Origin of the sequence: Bacillus sp. (in: firmicutes) (genome assembly GCF_031983925.1) — a bacterium.
GTDB lineage: Bacteria > Bacillota > Bacilli > Bacillales > Bacillaceae_G > Bacillus_A > Bacillus_A pacificus.
Genome location: NZ_DALYZR010000003.1, coordinates 79,669 through 103,938, shown reverse-complemented (window position 1 = coordinate 103,938; position 24,270 = coordinate 79,669). Strand labels below are relative to the sequence as shown.

The window sequence follows — 24,270 nt, the reverse complement described above, 5'->3', positions numbered from 1 at the left end:
TGTTACACAATCTTTTTTTATAATACATAAGGGGTTTCTTGATACACGTAATAATTTAGCCAATTAGAGAATAATAGATTTCCATGGCTTCTCCACCTTACAAGCGGCTTCTCATTTGGATTATCATGCTTAAAATAGTTTTTCGGCACATCAATATTTAACCCTTTGTCACGATCTCGTTCGTATTCTTGCTTTAACGTATCACAACTATATTCACTATGACCGAGCGCAAACACTTGTCTTCCTTCTTGCCCAATAACAAGATGAACACCCGCTTCCTCAGAGTTGGCTAATAACGTTAACTCCTTCACTTCTCTAATGTCACTCTCTCGTACTTCCGTATGACGAGAATGCGGGGCAAAAAATAATTCATCAAACCCTTGTAACAATTTCACATGTTGCTCACGAACTTCATGTTCAAATACACCAAACATTTTTTCCTTAAGAGGATACTTTTGAACACCATAATGATGATACAAACCAGCCTGTGCCCCCCAGCAAATATGAAGCGTAGATGTTACATTCGTTTTTGAATACTCCATAATACGTTTAAGCTCTTCCCAATAATCTACCTCTTCAAAAGAAAGGGTTTCAACTGGTGCTCCTGTAATAATGAGTCCATCAAATTTCTCATTCTCAATATCACGGAATGTTTTATAGAAACTCGTTAAATGTTCCTGTGCGACATTACGGGACAGGTGTGATTCCATATGAAGTAAATGTACATCTAATTGCAACGGTGTATTGCCAATTAAACGAAGTAATTGCGCTTCTGTTTCTTGCTTTGTAGGCATTAAGTTTAATATAGCAATTTTCAATGCCCGGATATCTTGTGTTTCTGCTCGCTCTTTTGTCATTACAAAAATATTTTCCTCCTGCAACACTTTGCGAGCTGGCAAATCTTTATCAATTATGATCGGCATGTTGTTTGCCTCCGACTAGCGCTGCTTCTAAATCTGCAATAATATCCGAAACATCTTCTATACCAACTGATAAACGAATTAAATCTGATGTGACGCCAGCTAAGCGCTGATCTTCGGCACTTAATTGTCTATGCGTTGTACTAGCAGGATGTATAACGCAAGTTCGCGCATCAGCCACATGCGTTACGAGAGTTGCTAGTTTTACATTTGCGATAAATTCTTTTGCTGCTTCTAATCCTCCCTTAATACCGAATGTTAAAACACCACTAGCACCTCTTTTCAAATACTTTTGTGCTAACGAGTAATTTTCATTACTATCTAATCCCGGATAGTTCACCCATTCAATACGTTCATGATCAGCAAGCCATTTAGCAACTGCAAGAGCATTTTCACTATGACGCTCCATTCGTAAATGCAATGTTTCTAAGCCGATATTGCTAATATACGCATTAAATGGGCTCATACAGTTTCCGTAGTCTCTTAATAATTGAACACGTGCCTTCACAATATAAGCTGCTGCACCAAAATTTTGAACGTAACTTACGCCGTGATAACTTGGATCCGGTTCAACTAGTTCAGGATATTTCCCGTTTGTCCAATCGAAGTTCCCTCCGTCAATAACAATGCCACCTAACGAACTTGCATGACCATCAATATATTTCGTCGTAGAATGAACGATAATATTTGCTCCATGTTCAAATGCTTGGCATAAATAAGGGGTTGCTAATGTATTATCCACGATAAAAGGTACTTCCAACTCTTTCGCTGCATCTGAAAGTTCTTTGAAATTTAAAACGTTCATCGCCGGATTTCCTAGCGATTCTGCATAAACGAGTTTCGTCTTATCATTAGCAAGGGCCACAATTTCATCAGCAGTTAAATTCGGATTAAAGAATGTAACATCGATACCAAGCTTACGCAAACTCACTCCAAATAAATTAAACGTCCCGCCATAAACTGTGGAAGAACAAAGCAAGTGGTCTCCGCTACTACAAATGTTTAAAACAGCAAGCATAATAGCAGCCTGCCCAGAAGCCGTTGCAACAGCTCCTACGCCACCCTCTAAATCTGCTAGCTTTTGCTCAAATGCAGCTAAAGTAGGATTTCCAATACGCGTATATATATATCCTTCTGCCTCTAAATTAAATAAGGCTGCTAAATCATCCGAAGTATCGTATTTATACGTTGTACTTTGATAAAGCGGTAAAACACGCGGTTCACCATTCTTTGGCGTATAGCCACCTTGCACGCAAATTGTTCCTTTCCCCCATGATTCTCCCATCTCTTATTCTCCTTTCTTTTATACAAAATAAAAAACTGCCCCTTTCCTGAAAACAAGAAAGGAGCAGTTTGAAAACACGCTCTAAAGGCTCTTTCTTATCTCTCAGGGTTTATTACCTGCAGGATTTGGCACAATTCCGTTATACGGCTGTTGCCAAGGTTTCATCGGGCCTGTCCCTCCACCTTTTCTTGATAAGACTATGCAATTACCGTTGATTTTATAGCAATAATTTCCTAATGTCAATCAGTTTTTCTGAATGTTCTAAATTAACTACAAGGAATTTAATGTACATAACAAAAGAAATATATTCTATATTCATTTGAAAAAGACCTTTTAAAACCTTCACTTAATTTACTATTACAAACGATTCGAGCAGGTGCTATCGGAAATGCATTTCTACTTCCAAAACATAATGAAACTACCAATAAAAAATAGGCAGTAGAGACGAAAGTTCCACTGCCTATTCTCATTACACATGTTGCTTCAATAACGCGTATAACTCTTCAAAATTTTGCACTTCATATGTTGGCACAATCTCGCTATTATTACATTTCTTTTCTGGATTAAACCAACAAGTATCAATTCCCGCTACATATCCACCTTTCATATCAGCGCTTAACGAATCCCCAATAATGAGCCCTTCTTCAGGAACAAAGTTAGGGATCCTTTCAAAAACATAATCAAAATACTCTTTCATCGGCTTTTGATAACCTGTATCTTCAGAAACGAAAATATCTTGAAACAAGGCATGTAACCCTGCATTACGTAATCGTTTATCTTGCGTCTTAGAAATACCGTTTGTCACTATATATAAATCGTACTCACTTTGAATTTGATTTATAAATTGTAAAGCACCTTCCATGAGCTGATTTCCTTCTTCTAAGTAACTGCGATAATTATTTTCGAATAATATCCCATCTACTTCTTCCCCGTATTCTTTAAACAAAATTGAAAATCGTGTATTTACAACTTCATCACGACTTATTTCACCTTCTTCAAAAGCAGTCCAAAGACTTTTATTAATTTTTTTATATTGCGCTTCAATTTCGCTAGTTAGAAACATCCCTTTCTCTTCAAAAAGCATACGTAATGCCGATTTTTCTGCCTTTTGAAAATCTAACAATGTATCATCTACATCGAATAATAATGTTTTATATTTTTTCATAAGCCCTTCACACTCTCTTTTCTACAAAAACAAATTTAAGTAAATCGTATCATTCTTTCTTGTAAAAATAATAGGAGATATCTCATACTAAACATGAGGTGAAAACATGAAAGTCAGCAGAAATAGCGAAGAAATCTCTCATTACATACAAACTTACAATTTCCATACTCTTTTTTCTTTTGATATCTTACCGTATGCTGAACTACATTCCTTTCAGAAAAGAGAAAAGATATGTAATGAAGGGGTCGATGTTCCTTATCTTTATTACTTAATTGCTGGGAAAGCAAAAATATATATGAGTCACAAAAACGGAAAGGTCTCCTTGATTAACTTTATTCAGGCACCTTCGTTCATTGGGGAATTAGGATTAATTGGCGTAGAATCTATTACGAAAACGGTGGAAGTAATTGAAGATTGTATATGCTTAGCGCTTCCTCTTAAGGATTGTCAGCATCTTTTGTTACAAGATGCTACCTTTCTACAGAAACTATGCAAATTTATCGGTGAGAAAACCATTACCCGAACAGAAAGTTATGCTAAAAATAATAGTTATCCGTTCGAAAATCGATTAGCGGCGTTTATTCTATTAACAGAACAAAATAACAGTTATATAGAAAAACATACCGAGGTTTCGGAATACTTAAATGTTAGCTACCGTCACCTTTTATATGTATTAAACCAATTTTGCCAACAAAATTACTTACGGAAAGATGGAAGAACCTATTACATACAAGATCGAATTCAGTTAGAAAAACTAGCTGACGAACTTAAAATATAAAAAAGTAGCATTAACGTTTATCTGTTAATGCTACTTTTTTGAGTGACGATTTTATTTTCAATTAAAATTTACTTGCTACTTTAGCTGCTTCTTCAAGACCAGCTGCAATGATTTCTTCTGCTTTATCTGGGAATTGATTATGTCCTTCAATAACTACTGTTTCCATGTTTGTTGCACCGAAGAAGCCCATCATGCTTGCTACATATTTAACAGCCATTTCTACTTCAGCTGCTGGACCTTCAGAATATACACCGCCGCGCGCGTTTAATAATGCAATCTTCTTATCACCAATTAAACCAACTGGGCCTTCTGGCGTATATTTAAATGTTTTACCAGCTCGGTTTAAATAGTCAATATATGTGTGTAATACTGCTGGAATCGTTAAGTTCCATAATGGGAAACCGAAAACGACTTTATCAGCTTCTAGGAATTGATTTAAATACTTATCAGCAACTGCTACTGCTTTTGCTTCCTCTTCAGTTAAATCAAATCCTTTACCTGCTTTGAATGTACCATTAATCATATCTACGCCTACATATGGTAATTCTTCTTTATATAAATCAAGTTCTACTACTGTATCATTTGGATGTGCTTCTTTATAGTTCGCTAAAAATGCCTCGTATAATTTCACACTAACTGCTTGTTCCGCTGGGCGGTTGTTTGCTTTTACAAATAAAACTGTTGCCATTGTTTTTCCTCCTACTACTCACTCTTATGTTGTTATATGCTTTTAAAAAGGTATCCCTTGTAATTGTTGTTTTGTTGCTTACAAACATATTTTATCTTTATATCAAGACAATTTCGTCCTCACATAGACGTATTTTTCCATAAAAAAAGTCCACCTTCTAAAGGCGAACTAGGTCTTACGACTTTCGTCTTATACAACTCCATTTTTCACTGCATATAATGCCGCTTGCGTACGATCAGATAAATTCAACTTACTCAAAATACTACTTACATGAGCTTTTACCGTTTTTTCTGTAATAACTAAAACAGAAGCGATTTCTTTATTACTCATCCCTTTCGCTAATAGCTGCAATACTTCATTTTCTCTCGCTGTTAGCACATCCACTTGAATCGAAGGCTCTTCTTCTTTTTCTTCTACAGGTAATGTTTGAGAGAGAAGAGCATTTGCTATATCAGGATGTAATTGAATATTACCTTTATATGCACTTCGAATAGCCTCAACAAGCTGATCCGGTTCTACATCTTTTAAAATATACCCGCTTGCTCCAGCCCTTAATGCTGGTAACACATGCGCCTGATCAGAAAAGCTAGTTAATACAATTACTTTCACATCAGGATATTCTTTTTTAATACATGCTGTCGCCTCAACACCATCCATTTCGGGCATATATAAATCCATTAGTACAACATCAGGATTCGTCTCCCCTACTTTTATTAGTGCCTCTTTCCCATTGCTTGCTTCTCCAACTAACTCTATATCTTCCTGTGTACTTAAGAAAAATGCTAATCCTTTTAAAACGACTGTATGATCATCCACTAACAATACTTTTATTTTCACAAACTTCCCTCATTTTCACATCATAATGGTACGTTTACTTTTACACTTGTTCTTTTTTTATCACTTACAACTTTAATTGTTCCACCGATTAATTCTACTCTTTCGCGCATCGTAGTCATGCCAAGTGATTTCTTCTCTTTTATATCCTTTTCTACAAAGCCGTTTCCTTGATCTACTATTTCTAATGATACATTCTTCTCCGTCACTTTGAAATAAATCGTCGCTTCTCTAACATTCGCATGCTTACTTACATTATTTAAAGCTTCTTGTCCAATTCTCCATAGCGCTTCCTCTACTACACGTGGTAAATCACGGACACCTGTAACTTGTTCCCGAATTTTCAATCCCAAACTTTCACCATATTGCTTTAAAGCTGGTAATAACCCTTTCTCTAAACCCGCTGGACGTAGTTGCCAAATTAACGTCCTCATTTCTTTTAAAGCTCCTTGCGCTAGTTCACGCATATCATGCAAAGATCGATCCACTTTTTCATTTTGACCTTTTAAAACTGCCTCAGCGCCTTTTGTCATAAAGGTTAACGAAAATAGCTTTTGTGAGACGGAATCATGTAAATCCCTTGCTAACCGATTTCTTTCTTCCATTCGTACAAGTTCACGCCGTTGCTCATTTAACCTTAAATTTTCTATCACGAAGGAAATATGATTTGTAATTGCTTGAAGTACATCTATCGTATTCACATCAAATTCACCATTATTTGAACTAACACATAAAACACCAAATATGTGAGTTTGAATCTGTATTGGTGTAGCAATAACCGTCCTATTAGAGGCTACCTTATGACTGACTTGATGATTTAATAACATAGGTTCACCTTTTTCTAATGCTTCTTTCGCTGCTTTTTTTATATCCTCTTGCAATTCTTCCTGGCAATAAGATGCCCGCAAGGATAATTCTTTCTCTTCCCTAATAAAGAATGCGACTTGATTCCACTGAAACACTTCACCTAATTGATCTACAACTTTTTCAGGCAATATATTAAATTGATGAATCGTTCTTAAAACTTGAATGAACCGTTCTAATTTCACATAATAATGTGCTCTTCGCTTTTCATTTTCATATAACTTTGCTCGTTTTAAAGCCGTTCCAATTTGGAAGGCAACTGATTGAAGCAATACTAATTCTTCTTCTGAAAAATGTGTTTTACCTGGGCTTGCCACATTTAACAAACCAAATTTTTCTCCTCCAGCCTTTAAAGGAACCGTAGCATGATGAAGAATTCCTTCTGTATCTCCCCAATTATATTCAATTGCATTATTAATTCTTTTACATTCAATAATATTAACAGCTCGTTCTAATTTTCCATCAACAAAGCCACGTAAACACCAACATTCCCCTTCACACATCGGACGTTTGTTTTCATATGTAAGTGCCTCTGGTAATTGATAATCAATTAATTTTGTATACCTACCATCTTCATCCGCAAGAAATATCCATCCTGTCGTTAAACCTGTTACACTCAGCAATTTTTCTAGTACTGCTTGCAATACATGATATGTATCATTTGATGTATTTAGTGTTTCTGCAATCTCTTTTAATATAACTAATTCATTTGTACGATTCTCTTGAAACATAATTCGTCTCCTACATACAAGATTTTACATAGTTCCTAACATAAATCATCTACTTTTCACTTTGTACTTATTCGTAACATTGATATAATGGTGAAAACATAGTTTTCATTATATCACCTGAGGGGGCTTTTCATAATGACATTAAATAAAGCACTTACTATCGCTGGTTCTGACACAAGTGGCGGTGCTGGTATACAAGCAGATTTAAAAACATTCCAAGAACTTGGTGTGTACGGAATGACATCTCTTACGACAATCGTAACGATGGATCCACATAACGGTTGGGCACATAACGTATTCCCAATCCCAGCTTCTACATTAAAACCACAATTAGAAACGACAATTGAGGGAGTTGGCGTAGATGCTTTAAAAACAGGTATGCTTGGATCAGTAGAAATTATTGAAATGGTTGCAGAAACAATCGAAAAACATAATTTCAAAAATGTAGTAGTTGACCCTGTTATGGTATGTAAAGGGGCTGATGAAGCATTACATCCTGAAACGAATGATTGCTTACGTGACGTTCTTGTTCCAAAGGCATTAGTTGTCACACCAAACTTATTTGAAGCTTACCAATTAAGTGGCGTAAAGATTAATTCTCTTGAAGACATGAAAGAAGCAGCGAAAAAAATCCATGCTTTAGGTGCGAAGTATGTCCTAATTAAAGGCGGTAGCAAGCTTGGTACCGAAACTGCAATCGACGTTCTATATGATGGAGAGACATTCGACATTCTAGAATCAGAAAAAATTGATACGACAAATACACACGGCGCAGGTTGCACATATTCTGCTGCAATTACAGCAGAACTTGCAAAAGGAAAACCTGTAAAAGAAGCAGTAAAAACTGCTAAAGAATTTATCACAGCTGCTATCCGTTATTCATTCAAGATCAACGAATACGTAGGCCCAACACATCACGGTGCATATCGTAAATTCGTTGCATCAAAAGAGCTTGTCTAACTTATAAATAAAAACACCCACAGAGTGTGTATTTCCCTCTCTGTGGGTGTTTTTATTTATAAGCTCTTCTGGTCATCCTATCTTTAAGATGCGGAACTAACCTGATTTCTACCATTTCTTTTGGAGTAATATAATGCATCATCGGCAGCTTGAATAAATTGCTCTGGTGATTCTTCATATACTGAAACGCCTACTGAAACTGTAATTTTTATTTTTGTTCCATTTAACAATTCGAATGAATGGTTTTCAACAGCTGTGCGAACTTTTTCCCCCGTATGCATTCCGTAAGCTAATCCCTTCTTTGGTATCAAAAGCGCGAACTCTTCTCCACCTTTTCGAAAGGACAAATTTGGGAACGGTGAAACTTCCCTTAAAATACTACCTATTTGTTTTAACACTTCATCTCCTGCAGGATGCCCATACGTATCATTTACACACTTAAAATGATCAATATCTATAAGTAGTAAACAAAGTGAATCATTTTTCATACGCTTATTACCAATATGATGATTCATTTCTAAATCAAACTGCCTTACATTTCCTAAACCTGTCAATGCATCTATCGTTGCATATTGCTTCATCTTTTGAAATAACTCATTGGATTGTAATACATAATTTGCGCTTATAAATGTTATATAGCCTGTAATAATACTAGAAACCAAATATAATCCCACTATGTGAATATCTTTGATTAACCATATATATAGTGAGGGAATTAGAATAGATAAAATATATGTATGTAACCATACCCATTTTTCTCCTAGAGAAAGTTTTAGACGCGAAATAAAGATACTACCTATCCCTATCGCAATAATTGTATAAAAAGCTACTTGAGAAGCTAATGAATAATCCATAAATACTAACCTAGTTACTAAAATCATACTAACAGCTATAGTACTCGCTATTGGGCCACCAATTATAACGGCCAGAATAACAGCTAAGTAGCGTAAATCCAATAGGATGGTACCAACATGAACACCGAAATACATTAGTAATATACCTAATATTCCAGTAAGAATACCTACTACACATTTCTGCCAAAAAGAGAACCCTTCTTCTAACGGTTTATCTCTTAAAAGCTGACCTCCAATAAAAATAAAGGAAAGAATAATGGTTGTGTTTACAAATAAGTCCTTTAACATAAAATAATCTCCCTACTTTTCTATCTATCCCTTTCCTTATTTTATTGTATACGAAATACCTATAATTCCCAAAGATTTTTATTTATTTTTTGCTGTTCCACGTGAAACAGCAAAAAATAAAAAGGACGAAAATTCGTCCTTTTCACTAACAACAGCGCGAGATTTTTCCGCCCTTTGCATTAAATCTTGCTTCTTGCGCTTCTGCAAAAAATTGTTTTTGACATACAACTTCTTCTTCTGGATGATGCTTTTTCATATGCTCTACATATGTTTCATAGCTTGGTACCCCAACAAGTAAGCTAATAAAGTGTTTCCTTTGTCCCCATACTTGCCGTAGTCTTTTAAGCATAGTTCCTCGACTCACTTTCATCTCTAGGGATATATGGTGCCTCTTTTAGCGGCATCGGCTTATTTCTTAATACTTGAATCCAAATTCGAATTGCAGAAATTAATACAGCGATTACAACGATCATAAAAATCCCACAAAGTGCCGCATCAATATAATCATTGAAAATAATTTGCTTCATTTGGGCAACATTTTTAGCTGGCGCTAACACTTTCCCTTCATCTAATGCTCCTTGAAACACCTTTGCGTGGGATAGAAATCCTATTTTAGGGTTTTCATGAAATAGTTTTTGATAACCCGCTGTCATCGTTACAATAAGCAATCCGACAGTTGGAATAAGCGTCACCCAAACATATACCTTTTTTCCCATTTTGAATAAAATTGTCGTTCCAAGTAATAATGCAATACCTGCTAACATTTGATTTGCAATACCGAAAAGTGGCCATAATGTATTAATTCCACCAAGTGGATCAACTACCCCTTGATATAAGAAATAACCCCATCCTAATACACATAACGTTGTAGCTATTACATTCGCGAATGTAGAATCCGTTTTCCCAAATGGCTTATACACATGCCCTAAAATATCTTGAATCATAAATCGGCCGACACGCGTTCCAGCATCAATTGTTGTTAAAATGAATAGTGCTTCAAAGAGAATCGCAAAATGATACCAAAATGCCATCATGGCCGTTCCACCTATTACTTGTGAGAAAATATATGCCATACCTATCGCTAACGTTGGTGCACCACCTGTACGTGATAAAATCGTTTGCTCTCCAACGTTTACAGCGAGATCTTTTAGTTCATTTGGTGTAATAGCAAATCCCCATGAGGAAATAACTTGAGCTGCCTGCGAGACATCTGTACCGATAAGTGCTGCAGGACTATTAATTGCAAAATACGTTCCCGGTGTTAATACACAAGCTGCAATCATCGCCATCGCCGCTACAAACGACTCCATTAACATTGCTCCATAACCGATTGGCTGTGCGTGTCCCTCTTGCTCAATCATCTTCGGCGTCGTACCTGATGAAACAAGAGCATGGAATCCAGACACTGCACCACAAGCAATAGTAATAAATAAGAACGGGAATAAGTTTCCAGAGAACACAGGACCAGTTCCATCAATAAATTTCGAAACTGCTGGCATTTGTAAATCTGGTGCTACAATTAAAATACCGATTGCTAATCCTACAATTGTTCCGACTTTTAAAAATGTACTTAAATAATCACGTGGTGCTAAAAGCATCCAAACTGGTAATGCCGATGCGATAAACCCATATACAATAAGCATTATAGCAATTGTTTCTCCGCTAAACGTGAACATGCTTGCAAGCGCTGGATTTTCCGCTACATACTGCCCTCCAATAAGAGACAGTATAAGTAGGATAATTCCAATTACTGACCCTTCACCAACCCGTCCAGGCCTAATGTAGCGCATATATACTCCCATTAAAATAGCAATAGGAATCGTCGCTGCTATCGTAAACATTCCCCAAGGGCTTCCGACAAGCGCCTTTACTACTACTAATGCTAATACTGCTAATAAAATAATCATAATGCCTAAAATACCAATCATTGCAATAAGTCCTGTAACAGGACCAATCTCATCTTTAATCATTTCACCGAGAGATTTACCATTACGTCTCATCGAAGCAAATAAAATGACAAAATCTTGCACAGCTCCAGCGACAACTACCCCTACAATAATCCATATTGTCCCTGGCAAATATCCCATTTGTGCCGCCAAAATCGGTCCTACTAAAGGCCCAGCCCCAGCGATTGCTGCAAAATGATGCCCAAATAATACCCATTTATTTGTCGGAACATAATCTTTTCCATCATTTAATGTATGAGCTGGCGTTTGCCGATTATTATCTAAACCGAATACCTTTCTCGCTATAAATTTACTATAAAAGCGATAAGCAACTGCATACACACATACCGCAGCTACTAAGAGCCATACAGCATTAATAGTTTCACCTTGTGATAAAGCTATTACACCAAAAGCACCGGCTCCTACTGCTGCAATAACTCCCCAAAGTAAAATTGACTTCACTGTTCTCACATACAATCCCCCCAATACTATTTCTTAGTGGGATTGTACTAAATTTTCTGAATATTTAATTTGAATCCTCCCTATCATGAAGGATTTTTAGTTTATCATGTTAAAAAATTCGCATTATCTGCTATAATTCAATTTTATTTCGAAGTCGTTTCACATAATTACGACTTACTGGAATCGGTTGCTCATCATATTTATCTAAATACAGATTATATGTGCCATTATAGTAAGGCTTTAACTCTTGTACATATGACATATTAATTAAATAACTTTTATGCACCCGTAAAAAATCATATGCATTTAGCTTATTTTCTAGCTCCTGGAGTGTATATGTTGAAATATACTGATTATTTGTTGTATAAATTGAAACTGTTTTGTTTTCCTTATTTTTGCTTACATATACAATATCTTCAGGGAAAATATACCGAATCCCCTCTTGACCTTCTATCGGTAGTTTACGCAAATAGCTCTTTGCTTTCTCACCTTGCTCTTTAGCCATTCTATATAAAAGGAATTGCAAATCTTCCTCGCGGAATGGGCGTAGTAAATAATAAACTGCTTGAAAACGAAATGCTGTAATGGACTCTTCTATATCTTCACCCATAAAAATAAATTTCGTATAACAATTTACTTCCCGTAATAAACTCGCATATTCAAAACCCGTTCCATCTAGTAATTTTGAATTTAAAAAAACAAAATCTGGTGTATGCTTCTTCATCATAAATAATGATTCTGTTCCTGTATTTGCTTCAAAACATTCTACATTCCTTATATTTTCAGTAAATTTTTCAGCTAAACTTCTTCGCTCTTCTGCATCTTCCATGATCAGTAAAATTTTCATTTCTTCAACCACCTAATTCTTTTGTCCGTATGTCCTGTTGTATACATTCGCTTTTATAAGGAACATTCCCTTTTTCTTACTATACCATTATTTATCTAAAAAAACAGAAAAAAGGGAACCATCATGGTTCCCCCTGCCCTTTTATTCCGTTATTTGTAGGCAGTAAAACCCACTGAATGAGAAAACATGAGCTCTTAGTTTTACTACTCTAAAACATAATTGGTACGGACCAATAATTGAGATCACTTACCGATTAAAGTTTAACCTTATACTAATTCTCGTTGTTTCGTTTCTTGCCCAAGTATAATTACAGCAAATACGCCTATTAAAATTGATCCACAGAAAATCGTAAATATTAGTGATAGTGAAGCCTGTGAAGCAACTAAATATCCTACTAATAGCGGTCCAAGAATACCACCAATACGACCGAATGCTGCCGCCATCCCTGCACCTGTACCACGAATAACTGTTGGGTATTGTTCAGGTGTATAAGCATATAATGCACCCCAAGCACCTAAATTAAAGAATGATAGTAACATGCCTGCTACGATTAATACCGTTAATGACTCTGCTACTCCAAATAAGTAAGCACTGCAAGCTGTACCAATTAAATACGTAACTAAAACAAACTTACGACCAAGACGTTCAATAAACCAAGCAGCTGTGAAATAACCTGGCAATTGAGCTAACGTCATAATAAGTACGTATTGGAAACTTTTTATTAAACTAAATCCTTTTAATACCATTACACTAGGTAACCAAAGGAACATGCCATAATAGGAGAAAACAACAGAAAACCATAAAATCCATAACATAATTGTTGCCTTACGATATTCCCCAGACCAAACTGACTTTATATTTTCGATAACGGATGGCCTTTTTTCAACCTTTTGGAATCTTGGAGAATCCGGTAAATTCCATCTTAAATATAAAGCATATAGCGCCGGAACCGCACTCAATATCATCGCAACTTCCCAACCATATTTCGGTATAACAAAATACGAGATAAGAGCTGCGATTAGCCATCCACCTGCCCAAAAACTTTCTAATAGCACAACTATTTTGCCACGTTCATGTGCTTCAACACTCTCCGATACTAATGTAGAAGCAACTGGAAGTTCTCCACCAAGCCCCATACCAATTAAAAATCGTAAAACAAGGAACATAGCAAGTGTCGTCGTTAAAGCCGTTAAACCACTACCGATAGAAAATAATAATAATGTAATAATAAAGACTGATTTTCGCCCTATTTTATCTGATAGTATTCCAAAAACGAGCGCCCCGACCGCCATACCAATTGAATTAATGCTGCCTATCCAGCCCATTTCTTGGGTACTTAATCCCCAATCTTTTTGCAGCGCTACCATTACAAATGAAAGCATTCCAACATCCATTGCATCAAATAACCATCCAAGCCCCGCTATACTAAGTAGCTTTCGCTTCGAAATTTCTTTCACCTTGCCCACAAGAAGTCCTCCTTACACAGCTGTCTTTACACATCATTTTACATGTGTGAATTGTATAAGTAAAATACTTTCGTGTAAAAAATTCTCCTTCATCATTCCCAAAAAGTAAAATACTTATCCGACTATTTGAGGGCAGTAAGACCCCTCACCTCAAAATTCAGCTGAAGCAAAGAGAGATAGATAAAAAAACCATGGCCATTAAACACCCGATTAGTGAGTGTCCGCAATCGGTAGTAGATGAATAAAAACGCACTTTATTAAAAATGGACAAATAAAAAAGTAGCGATAGAACGCTACTTTTTTGAACGCATGACTTCTTTTAAAAATTCCGCTAATACTAACTGACGACGCCAACGCGTTGGATTGCTACACAATCTATAAAACCACTCTAAATGGATCGCTTGAATCCATTTTGGTGCACGTTTTACCTCTCCAGCCCATACATCTAAACTTCCGCCTACTCCAACGGCCATTTTCGTTTCTAAACGATGCTTATTCGTTTGGATAAAGTTCTCTTGTCTCGGGAAACCAAGTGCAACAAGCAATAAGTCTGGTTTTGCCTTTTGAATACGAGAAACAATATTTTCTTCTTCTTCTTGTTTAAAATACCCATCTTGTATACCCACAATAGATACAGCTGAATACGTCTTCGTTAAATGATCTGCTGCAGCTTGTACAACATGCGGTTTTGCACCTAATAAGAAAACTGATACTGGTTTATTGTCTTCTGATAACGCCGCAAGTAAATTACACATTAAATCAAAACCTGCTACACGTTCCTTTACAGGTGTACCTAACATACCACTTGCTTTTACGACTCCAATACCATCAGGTGTAATTAAATCTGCATTTAATAATGTTTGATGGAATGCTTCATCCTTTTTTGCACACATAACAATTTCAGGATTTGCTGTTACTACCTGAAAAGTATGTGTTCGCTCCACTTCTAGTTGTTCTTTTAAATATTGGACCGTTTCATCCATTGTCATTGTAGAAAAAGGAACGCCTAGAATATCAACTGTTTGTACTGCCATAGTTAACTATCCTCTCTATCATTACAAGTTTTTCGCTATTAATTGCTTATATGTTTCCTTTGTATCTTCATATAGTTTTTGAAGTGAGAAGTTCATAATAGCATGCTCATAAATATGTTTCCCCATTGCTACTAATTCTCCAGTTTTCCACTTATCATACGCTTCTTCTAAAGCTAATGCTAATGCCCTTCCATCATCTGTTGGCACAATCCATCCGTACGTTTCATCTACAATTAATGGTTCAATTTCTCCAGCCCTAGTCACAATTGATGGTACGCGTTGATTTGCCGCTTCTAATAAAACTAGTGGGAACCCTTCACTATGGGAGGTTAATAAATTCACATGTGACGACGCAAATAATTGTTTTACATCTTGACGATGCCCTAAAAACTCAACTTTATTATTAATCCCTTTTTCAGTAGCCAATGACTTTAGATTTTCTTCTAACGGGCCATCGCCAACTAACAATACTTTAATTTTCTCTAATTTTGTTCGTTGTAACGCATCAAATAGAACTTCATGTCCTTTCACAGGATGCAATCGTGCTACTTGGATTGCCGTAAATACATCTTCATCAATATTGAACATTTCTTTTTTATTATAACCTTCTGCTTTTTCCTTATCGTATTCAATTCCATTATAAATAACATGCATCTTTTCATTAGAAATACCTAAAGCAGCTAAACTTTTCTTTAATCTATTTGTTACAACAAAAAATAAATCTACATTTTTTAAGGCTTTCAAATTTAATTTCGTAAAAATCCAACCTTTTAAGCCTTGTTTAGTAAAGTCTTCAAATGGATCACTATGAATAGTCGTTACCCATTTTGCCGTTATTCTCTTTTTCATTAAAGAAACATAGAAATTAGCCCTAGGACCATGCGTATGAACTATATCAAATTTTTCATTATTAATGAATTCGCTTATATTCTTTAAAATAGATAAATCATAGCGGGATTTTTGTGAAAACACATGGACTTTTATCCCTAACTCTCTTGCTTCTTTCGCAACAATTCCATCTTCAAATACCGCTAATTCTACTTCACCAGTTGGAAACTGATCGAGAAGTGAAATAATATGTGTTTTCCCTCCCCCATCTTCTGCTCCTGCATTCATATGCAATATCCTCATATTTTTTCCTCCTTTAAATCCTCGCTACATTTCCATCTATCTTTATTTTACTGTACTAAAAAATAAAAGCTAACAAAAGTTAGCTTTTATTTTGATCATTCAATTTCTAAGTCTACAATTAGATAAGCTAACACCACTACAAAATAAATCCCAACTCCTGGTGCTGTTAAAATATGTCCTGCAATATAAGCAATACCTAATGCTAACAATAAGCTTGCTGCAATCATTCCATATTTTATATTAAATATCTCTTTAAACCTTGTAATAAATACTAGTAGGATTCTTAAGCCGTAATAAATAAATGGAATCATTAGTAATGCAAAACCAATAATCCCAAAGTCATAAAACCAATCGTGGAAGTCCATTTCAATTAGCTTTGGATCTGGCTGCTTTTGTTCATTATATTTAAAATTACCTGCATAACCCATTCCTAATAACTTTTGTGACGTTGGCGCTTCTTTAAAGAACTGCTTATGTCTTTCTTCATATACTTGACGTCCGCTGAAAATAAGATTTTCTTGATTTTCTTTCTTTTGCTCTTTCTCAAGCTCTTTCTTAACTTCCTCTTCTATCTTTGCCTTTTCTTCTGGCTTTTCAACTTTATGATGATTTTCTTCTTTTGCTTTAAGTTCTTGCTCTTTTTTCAGCTTCTCTTTAATTTCTTTTTCTTTTTGACCTTGCTGTGCCACATTTTGCTCTGATAAATAGTTATTGTGAATGCCCATATTTTGTGCTAATGGCGTTTGTTTAAACGTTCCAACTACACCAGCTAATAGGACAATAGCAATTACTGCATTAAGCGCAAGGGATTTTTTGTTCGGATTTTTTCTATCAAATAATAATTGTAGTACAATGATCCCGATTGCTGCCGCTAACGTAGCACCAATTGAGCCCATTCCTACTTTCGTACCGACCTGAATTAATGAGTAAATCATTAAAAGCGATGGAATCCAATATAAAACGTGTTTCCAGCTCTTTGTTTTTTGAATAGAATATAGTACCACAATAGGGAAAATAATGGCTAAGATTGAACCTAGTTCATTCCCTGCATAGAACCAACCTCGAGAACCCACCTTCATCCATTCATAACTACCAAAGTCAGTAGATGTTGAAATAGAAATAACCATAATTGCGTTAATGATTAATGTAGAATATACAATACTATTTCGAACCTTATCACTAATATTAACTTTCTTTTTCAATGATTTTAAAGCTAAAATGTATGATCCCAGCATGATATATATATATAACGCTTTCGCAACGAATTTAACTTCTTCACCAAGTACAATAGGATTCTTAACTAGTTTGTTATTAATAAATCCTACCCCTAAAACTCCGGCTAGTAATATAAGATAAATTAAAAACTTTCTATTTCCCTTCTCTTTTGCCTGAATTAAAATGTAAATACTACCCACAGCCATAATAAGGAATCTTACTAAAATTCCAACGGTAGCACTTGACTTTAATAAAGTGATGCTAAGAGACGTTAATAAATCTAAAACAGGCTGTAAAATAATAAAAAAGAGCAAAAAACGCTCAAATCTAACCCTAGCTTGATTTGCTAACATTCCAAGACCTCCATACAAAATCTTAACATTATCTTTTAATCATAATTTTTTATCATTCAAACACACCTAGCAATTATAACATAACTCATATTCAAATCGAGAACTATTTTTCCAGCTAAAACTAGCCAGGACAAGTATTAATCAGTAATAGAAATTACTGTCCTTTCGCTATACTCCCTATTTTTACAAAGGCTATCTAACAACCATCCCCTTATTTTTGTCAGTATATACATATTTTTTTATCATTTTATATAGATGTAAACAACATACCTATAATTGTAACATTTTACCAAATAGGTAACGCCAAAAAAATGTAAAATTAATCTTTTCATATCTTTTTCAAATTACTTTATAGCTATTTTCCAAACATTTTCAAACGCTTTCTTTATGTATTTTATCCGTTTTTCTACATGTAGCGAAAAGTAATTGTTATTTCCAATACTTTAGTGTATATTTTTTCTCTGGAACATCTTTAAGAGGAAGGGATTAAGGCCATGTTATTAATCGATATATTTACGTTTCTTGGCATTATCGCCGCTGCCATTTCTGGTACATTAGTTGGTTTAAAAAAAGATTTAGATTTATTCGGTGTCCTTTGTTTAGCTGTAGCTACTGCGCTCGGCGGCGGTATTATTCGTGATATTATGATCGGTAACCTGCCTCCCGTCGCATTTGTTAAACCCATTTACTTTTTCGTAAGCGTATTATCAGCATTATTTACTTGTATGTTTTTTGAGCGTATCAATAAACTTCAAGTTGTTATTATGCTTTCTGATGCCGTTGGCTTAGGCGTTTTTACAGCTATTGGTGCAAATGCGGCAATGTCACATCATGTTGACGCCTCATTTTTAGTTGTTTCAATGGGAGTCATTACAGGTATTGGAGGCGGTATTTTGCGTGACATTTGCGCTCAAGATATCCCCTACGTATTCCGAAAAGAAATTTACGCCATCGCTTCTATTTTAGGGGCAATTAGTTTCCTAATCACATATGCAATGGGGGCACACGTATTGGCTTTCTATGTTTGTTTATTAGTAACATTCATTATTCGTGTTGTCACTGTCATATATAATGTACATTTCCCAGTTTTCTTTAAAACACATGCTAAAATTAATAAAGGTCATTAAGAGAATTCTATATGGAATTCTCTTAATTTATATACTATTCTACACACTAATATAGAGTAATTGTATATAAATATATATAATTATATTAGAACCAAAAATGAAAACGCTTTACAAACAGGGGGAAGAACGATGCTTGGGGTTTTTAAAAAACATAACAATACAACAAACGTAAGTATACTTGAATTAAGTAAGAATCAACAAATCACTTTTAACGTTCCTACTAATTCTGAACTGAAAATTCAAATGGATATGCTACATATTTCAAAAGAAGATTTACAAATCGTAAAGGTACTACAGCCTTTTATTTATGAAGAAATTGATTGGATTACTGAAAAATTCTATTCCAATATTACAAAACAGCCTAATTTAATTACGATTATCGAACGTTATAGCTCTATTCCAAAACTAAAGCAAACTTTAAAAACACATATAAAAGAATTATTTAGCGGAGATATGCATGAAAACTTTATTGAACAACGTGTTAGAATTGCAAAAAGACATGTACAAATTGGGTTACATAGAAAATGGTATACTGCCGCTTATCAAGAATTATTCCGCTCTATCATGAAGATTTTAAAAACGAAAATTACAACAATTGACGATTTTTCTTATTCTATAAACGTAATAAACAAATTACTTACTCTTGAACAAGAACTCGTTATTGCGTCTTATGAATCTGAATATGAAAGAATGCAAAAAGAACTTGAAAAAGAAAAAGAAATAACAGCTATGACCATTACGCATATTGCAACAGAACTAGCATCTGTATCTGAAAAAACAAGTGCTTCTATTCAGCAGTTAACCGCTAAATCTGAAACGATTGTAGAAATTGCTAAAATAGGTACGTCATTAGCTACAACATCAGAAGAAAAAGCAAATAAAGGTAAAGAACAATTAAATGAGCAAAATAAACGAATGGAATACATTCAAACGAACATGGAAACGATTATTACAGATACACATGAACTTCTCGATATTTCTAACAAAATTAACGAAATTATAGATATTGTAAAATCAATTGCCGAGCAAACAAATTTACTCGCACTAAACGCTGCAATTGAATCTGCGCGTGCTGGGGAATTTGGCAAAGGCTTTTCTGTTGTAGCTGGAGAAATTAGAAAGTTATCAGAGCAAACGAAAGAATCTATATTTAACGTTACAAAGCTCGTTGAAAAAACAAATGAACAGATTGTTCGTGTCTCTTCTTCCGTGAAACAAATTAGCTCTCTCGTATCTGAAGGAACTGATAGTATGTCTGCAACGGATCAATACTTCCAAGAAATCGTAAAAGACATGTCTAACTCAAAAGAACAGAATAAAAAAATTGAAAATGAGTTAGAAACCATTTCACAAGTAATGAAAGGAATTCAAGACGATTCCTCAAAAATGGCTCTAACAGCTGATAGTTTACAACTAGAACTGAACCGATAGAGCGATTACAGTAGAGATTTTTTATCTCTACTAGCTCTTAGTATTCATCTTCCATCAAAAAAAAGAATCCAATTTGGATTCTTTTTATTTTCTAAAGAATATTTTTTGACAATACACATAACTCATATAAACACCAAAGCTTTGCAAAATAAACAATGCTGGCACAATAAGATTATAATATGCCATATCGACTTGGAAGAGCTTTAACAATACGTACCCGCTAATTAACAATAAGAACAACATATATCCCTCGTTTTGTTGTTTCTTAATAAGGAAGTGTAATAGAGCTATAGTCATAAATAATGTTACCGCTATATATATCAGTTTTTCACATTTAAAAAGAATAGAATTTATTCCCTCATCTGAAAACTGATTTATCACCGGTTCTAAAAGTTTAAATCTTTCTCCCTCAATCTCTTTTAACTTTTGATCAATATGCTCTGTTACACTTTGATTTTTCGATACTTTTTCCTCACGTTGCGTTTTTCCAATTAAGACAGATTGAACATACGTCTCATTCGTAATCGTATATTGTGACAGTCCCATTGTCTTAATTCCATAATTCACACTAAAATGAGCACTATAAAACAGAATAAGTATCCCTATCGTCTTTAGTAACACTTTTTGTTTCGTTGCTGATTGAAACACTTCAATTAATAATACATATATCGTGATAAAAATAGGAAGAAATAATCCCATTGGGAAAATCATATTACTACATGCAAATAAAATCGCTGAAAACACCCACATATAAGGATGATCTAATCCTTTATATAAAAGTATGTAGCAAGCAAAATAAAATAAAAACATTGCAAGTGACTCAGGAGTTAATACGGAACTCATGAATATATTTGGAATATACAGAGCATAAAATGTGGAAGCAATACGACCGCATTCTTCTCCAAAAACCATTGCCGCAATACGATAAATAAAAAGTGCAGTTCCTGCGCAAAATAACACATTAAATAGTTGCAAAGCAAATAATGTATTACCAAATATACGAATAATTACTGACTCATATATAATAAACGGCAAATGAGTTACAGTCCCTATATTATTACCAATTGCAATCTCCTTTGCAGACTCATACATCACTTTCATATCACCAATTATTGGAGCGTCTACAAATAACAGCATACTAAGCCTCACAAGTATAGATACACTTATAAGAAAAATAAGAAATTGTTTGTCTGTAAAACGATATTGTAGAATTGATGCCACTAACAAAATGAGTATGACGAAAATTGCCAATATGATTGTTACACTTGTTGTACTTCCTCCAAAAAATTGCTTACTTGTCTCAAATGCTGTCCAACAACTATAAACAAAAAATGCGAGCATCGCACCAATCGTAATTTTATTGAAGAAAGATGAAAAATTTGTTTGTATATGATTCATATGTCCATTGCACCTCTATTTCCATTCATAACAAAACGATTCTATCATGAATGGGTACACGGCTGATAGGGAATTTCTATGACAAATATATAGTCATTACTTTTTACTTGCAATGTAAGCGAATCCTCTTTTACACTACATTTTAGATAAAATAAATTTTCTTTCAGTTACATGAATACAAATACAGAAGTTTAAATAATCCTCTTTTGGAATACGCTTTACTTTATTAAATATCTAATATGAGTAATCCACTTACACATATTATTCTGATTGAAAACAGACTATAGGGGCTGAATATATGGAAAAGAAATTCATGCGAGAATCAAAAGCAATTAAAACAACACGTGTTTTTCCTAACGATTTAAATAATCACCAAACACTTTTTGGAGGGAAATTATTAGCAGAAATTGATAGTATTGCTTCAATTGCGGCTGCAAGACATAGTCGTAAACATTGCGTAACAGCATCTATTGATTCAGTTGATTTTTTAACCCCAATTCACCAAGCTGATTCTGTTTGTTATGAAGCATTTGTATGTTATACAGGGAAATCTTCAATGGAAGTTTTCGTAAAAGTAATCGCAGAAAATTTATTAGCAGGCGAGCGTAGAATTGCCGCCACTTGCTTCATTACATTTGTGGCAATAAAAGATGGAAAACCTTCGTCCGTACCACAAGTACTTCCTGAAACTGAGGAAGAACATTGGTTACACACAACCGGTTCAGAACGCGCGGAAAATAGAAAAAAAGGACGTTTAAAAAGTAAAGAAATGGCTGAGGTTTTAACTTTAAATAAACCTTGGAATATTTAATACGATACTCTTCCATATACATGCATAGGTTCTTTCTTCCTTGCATGTATTTTTTATACAAAATATTCTCTCTTATCCTTTTATTCTCAATCTGTTCTCTTAAAACATGCACCAGCTTTTCCTTTATTTTGTTATACTGTTAATGGTATATTAAATAAAGTTCGTTTAAAAATAACCATAATATGATTAAGTATATAAGGGATGGTGCGGTAATGACTATTGAAGTACCAATTTCAATACCAAAAACGTTAATTATTATTCCAGCGTATAACGAGGAAGAAGCAATTGCAGATACATTAACAAGATTATTAAAACTAAAACAGCATTTTACTGGATTAAGCATTTGCGTTATTAATGATGGATCACACGATAAAACAGCTCAAATCGTAAAAGAATTTCCTGTTCACCTTGTGAATTTACCCTATAATCTAGGTATTGGCTCAGCTGTACAAACTGGATATAAATACGCATATGAGAATGGATATGATATTGCGATTCAGTTCGATGCTGATGGACAACATAACCCAGATGATTTATATAAAATTATAAAGCCTATCGCTGAAGATGAATGCGATATGGTACTAGGGTCACGTTTTACAGAAAAAACAGCATATAAAGGTAGTATTTCCAGAAGAATCGGTATTTTTTATTTTACTGCCCTATTGAAAGTACTAACAAAACAAACATTTATGGATCCAACTTCTGGATATCGTGCTATCAATCGAGAAGTAATTACAATTTTTGCACACAATTATCCAAAAGATTATCCAGAACCAGAAGTTCTTATTCATTTAAAAAAGAAAAAACTTCGCATTAATGAAATATCTGTAAATATGCAAGAGCGACAAGGTGGACAATCTTCTATCACACCTTTCAAATCTGCATATTACATGATTAAGGTAAGTCTTGCTATATTGATGCAAAAAATCGTGAAAGGTTGATAATAAATGCCTATAATTACCTTTTCATTCATCTTTATTTTATTATTATTATTATTAATTATTAATTCTATTCGTCGCGGAACTTTAGAAACGAAATATGCTGTTTTGTGGATTTTTGTTTGTATTGCAATGGCTATTTTAAGTTCTACCGATAAAATTATAAACTGGATTGGAAAACTATTAAAAGTAGAATATCCCCCTTCCATTTTATTTTTATTTGGATTATTATTCTGTTTCATCTTAATTTTTGACCTAACAAGAAAAATTTCTAAACAACATCATCAACTTGTAACATTAACGCAAGATTATGCGTTACTAAAGCAAAAATTAAATGCAACGGAGACAGAAAAAGAATAACCTATCATTTCAATTCTTAATACAAAAGCCTCTTACTTTCATATTAAGAATTGAAGGGCACTCCACTTGTTAGACATATTCTAACAAGTGGAGTGCATTTTTTATGGCTCAATTTTCTTCAACAGAAAAAATCCAAGTAGTGAAACAATATTTGGATGATACAGAAAGCGAAAAAATAATTGTTAAATCTATAGGAGTTACTCCATATAGCGATATAAATAATCAATAATTATATTTCTTAATCAACGCCTCCCATAATAGACTACCTATTATTCCAAGTATACAGCTCCAAACAGAATAACTACCTTTTATACACATTATAAATAATATAAAAAGTTGATTTACAAAGTTTATATGCGGTAAACTTATACAGATGTTCTTGTT

General features: G+C 34.3%; 23 protein-coding genes, 1 pseudogene and 1 riboswitch. Of the genes and pseudogenes, 9 read left to right on the top strand and 15 right to left on the bottom strand.

Translation table 11 applies throughout. From position 1 onward, the window contains the following. Positions 1-17 precede the first annotated feature (17 nt). The 3 genes from metA to RTP99_RS12125 all read right to left on the bottom strand — a co-directional run bounded on the left by metA (position 18) and on the right by RTP99_RS12125 (position 3,370). Positions 18-923: a homoserine O-acetyltransferase MetA gene (gene metA / locus RTP99_RS12135; protein ID WP_001121522.1), complete on the bottom strand. Its 906-nt coding sequence runs from the start codon at positions 921-923 to the stop codon at positions 18-20. Beyond that, positions 907-2,205, bottom strand: a complete 1,299-nt coding sequence (locus RTP99_RS12130; RefSeq protein ID WP_000504755.1) for a bifunctional O-acetylhomoserine aminocarboxypropyltransferase/cysteine synthase — start codon at positions 2,203-2,205, stop codon at positions 907-909. Before RTP99_RS12130 ends, metA begins: the two co-directional genes overlap by 17 nt. Positions 2,206-2,297: 92 nt before the next feature. Then, positions 2,298-2,403, bottom strand: a riboswitch (SAM riboswitch). Positions 2,404-2,674: 271 nt separating this feature from the next. Next, complete coding sequence (locus tag RTP99_RS12125; RefSeq protein ID WP_000760168.1) at positions 2,675-3,370, bottom strand: YjjG family noncanonical pyrimidine nucleotidase; 696 nt, start codon at positions 3,368-3,370, stop codon at positions 2,675-2,677. Between the two features lie 106 nt (positions 3,371-3,476). On the opposite strand from RTP99_RS12125, the gene RTP99_RS12120 reads away from it, so the two are divergent. Continuing rightward, the gene (locus RTP99_RS12120; protein ID WP_000868835.1) at positions 3,477-4,148 is read left to right on the top strand and encodes a transcriptional regulator YeiL; all 672 of its coding nucleotides are present in this window, start codon (positions 3,477-3,479) and stop codon (positions 4,146-4,148) included. A gap of 61 nt (positions 4,149-4,209) precedes the next feature. Here RTP99_RS12120 and RTP99_RS12115 read toward each other — a convergent pair whose 3' ends face one another. The 3 genes from RTP99_RS12115 to RTP99_RS12105 form a co-directional block, all read right to left on the bottom strand. Beyond that, positions 4,210-4,836 carry an FMN-dependent NADH-azoreductase gene (locus tag RTP99_RS12115; RefSeq protein ID WP_000246724.1) on the bottom strand — a complete coding sequence of 209 codons (627 nt, stop codon included), beginning with the start codon at positions 4,834-4,836 and terminating at the stop codon, positions 4,210-4,212. Between the two features lie 189 nt (positions 4,837-5,025). Further along, a complete protein-coding gene (locus tag RTP99_RS12110; protein ID WP_000695782.1) occupies positions 5,026-5,673 on the bottom strand; it encodes a response regulator in 648 nt (215 codons plus the stop codon). A 20-nt stretch (positions 5,674-5,693) separates the two neighbouring features. Then, a complete protein-coding gene (locus RTP99_RS12105; protein ID WP_000485090.1) occupies positions 5,694-7,265 on the bottom strand; it encodes a GAF domain-containing sensor histidine kinase in 1,572 nt (523 codons plus the stop codon). Positions 7,266-7,400: 135 nt separating this feature from the next. On the opposite strand from RTP99_RS12105, the gene pdxK reads away from it, so the two are divergent. Next, positions 7,401-8,225: a pyridoxine/pyridoxal/pyridoxamine kinase gene (gene pdxK, locus RTP99_RS12100; RefSeq protein ID WP_000174248.1), complete on the top strand. Its 825-nt coding sequence runs from the start codon at positions 7,401-7,403 to the stop codon at positions 8,223-8,225. A gap of 83 nt (positions 8,226-8,308) precedes the next feature. Here pdxK and RTP99_RS12095 read toward each other — a convergent pair whose 3' ends face one another. From RTP99_RS12095 to RTP99_RS12060, 8 genes are all read right to left on the bottom strand, one after another. Then, a complete protein-coding gene (locus tag RTP99_RS12095; protein WP_000910188.1) occupies positions 8,309-9,367 on the bottom strand; it encodes a GGDEF domain-containing protein in 1,059 nt (352 codons plus the stop codon). Positions 9,368-9,512: 145 nt separating this feature from the next. Beyond that, positions 9,513-9,716 (bottom strand): YbdD/YjiX family protein, encoded by a 204-nt coding sequence (locus RTP99_RS12090; protein WP_000919824.1) that lies wholly within the window; start codon positions 9,714-9,716, stop codon positions 9,513-9,515. After that, positions 9,709-11,784, bottom strand: a complete 2,076-nt coding sequence (cstA, locus tag RTP99_RS12085) for a carbon starvation protein CstA (protein WP_001261204.1) — start codon at positions 11,782-11,784, stop codon at positions 9,709-9,711. The genes RTP99_RS12090 and cstA overlap by 8 nt, the downstream gene beginning before the upstream one ends. A gap of 121 nt (positions 11,785-11,905) precedes the next feature. Next, positions 11,906-12,622 (bottom strand): LytR/AlgR family response regulator transcription factor, encoded by a 717-nt coding sequence (locus RTP99_RS12080; RefSeq protein ID WP_000698249.1) that lies wholly within the window; start codon positions 12,620-12,622, stop codon positions 11,906-11,908. Between the two features lie 266 nt (positions 12,623-12,888). Continuing rightward, positions 12,889-14,088, bottom strand: coding sequence for an MFS transporter (locus tag RTP99_RS12075; protein ID WP_000521111.1), 1,200 nt, complete (start codon positions 14,086-14,088; stop codon positions 12,889-12,891). Positions 14,089-14,381: 293 nt separating this feature from the next. Next, positions 14,382-15,122: a WecB/TagA/CpsF family glycosyltransferase gene (locus RTP99_RS12070; protein WP_000290759.1), complete on the bottom strand. Its 741-nt coding sequence runs from the start codon at positions 15,120-15,122 to the stop codon at positions 14,382-14,384. A 21-nt stretch (positions 15,123-15,143) separates the two neighbouring features. Further along, positions 15,144-16,253 (bottom strand): glycosyltransferase family 4 protein, encoded by a 1,110-nt coding sequence (locus RTP99_RS12065; protein ID WP_001221235.1) that lies wholly within the window; start codon positions 16,251-16,253, stop codon positions 15,144-15,146. Positions 16,254-16,348: 95 nt separating this feature from the next. Continuing rightward, a complete protein-coding gene (locus tag RTP99_RS12060) occupies positions 16,349-17,821 on the bottom strand; it encodes an O-antigen ligase family protein (protein ID WP_000880773.1) in 1,473 nt (490 codons plus the stop codon). A gap of 494 nt (positions 17,822-18,315) precedes the next feature. On the opposite strand from RTP99_RS12060, the gene RTP99_RS12055 reads away from it, so the two are divergent. The 3 genes and pseudogenes from RTP99_RS12055 to RTP99_RS27845 all read left to right on the top strand — a co-directional run bounded on the left by RTP99_RS12055 (position 18,316) and on the right by RTP99_RS27845 (position 20,379). Beyond that, entirely contained in the window at positions 18,316-18,948 is a 633-nt protein-coding gene (locus tag RTP99_RS12055) for a trimeric intracellular cation channel family protein (RefSeq protein WP_000924376.1), read from the top strand. A gap of 129 nt (positions 18,949-19,077) precedes the next feature. Continuing rightward, a pseudogene (locus RTP99_RS27850) lies at positions 19,078-19,575 on the top strand (protoglobin family protein); the annotation flags it as partial. 63 nt (positions 19,576-19,638) lie between these two features. Then, complete coding sequence (locus tag RTP99_RS27845; protein ID WP_373696332.1) at positions 19,639-20,379, top strand: methyl-accepting chemotaxis protein; 741 nt, start codon at positions 19,639-19,641, stop codon at positions 20,377-20,379. An 84-nt stretch (positions 20,380-20,463) separates the two neighbouring features. Here RTP99_RS27845 and RTP99_RS12045 read toward each other — a convergent pair whose 3' ends face one another. Next, positions 20,464-21,777, bottom strand: coding sequence for an ArnT family glycosyltransferase (locus RTP99_RS12045; RefSeq protein ID WP_001015644.1), 1,314 nt, complete (start codon positions 21,775-21,777; stop codon positions 20,464-20,466). 298 nt (positions 21,778-22,075) lie between these two features. Between RTP99_RS12045 and RTP99_RS12040 the strand changes: the two genes are divergently transcribed. The 4 genes from RTP99_RS12040 to RTP99_RS12025 all read left to right on the top strand — a co-directional run bounded on the left by RTP99_RS12040 (position 22,076) and on the right by RTP99_RS12025 (position 24,115). After that, positions 22,076-22,588 carry an acyl-CoA thioesterase gene (locus tag RTP99_RS12040; RefSeq protein WP_000412121.1) on the top strand — a complete coding sequence of 171 codons (513 nt, stop codon included), beginning with the start codon at positions 22,076-22,078 and terminating at the stop codon, positions 22,586-22,588. A gap of 212 nt (positions 22,589-22,800) precedes the next feature. Beyond that, a complete protein-coding gene (locus RTP99_RS12035; protein ID WP_000151538.1) occupies positions 22,801-23,529 on the top strand; it encodes a glycosyltransferase family 2 protein in 729 nt (242 codons plus the stop codon). Between the two features lie 6 nt (positions 23,530-23,535). Continuing rightward, on the top strand, positions 23,536-23,886 hold the full coding sequence (locus tag RTP99_RS12030; protein WP_001121775.1) for a DUF2304 domain-containing protein: 351 nt from the start codon (positions 23,536-23,538) through the stop codon (positions 23,884-23,886). A 103-nt stretch (positions 23,887-23,989) separates the two neighbouring features. Then, positions 23,990-24,115, top strand: a complete 126-nt coding sequence (locus tag RTP99_RS12025; RefSeq protein ID WP_000046732.1) for a hypothetical protein — start codon at positions 23,990-23,992, stop codon at positions 24,113-24,115. Positions 24,116-24,270 lie beyond the last annotated feature (155 nt).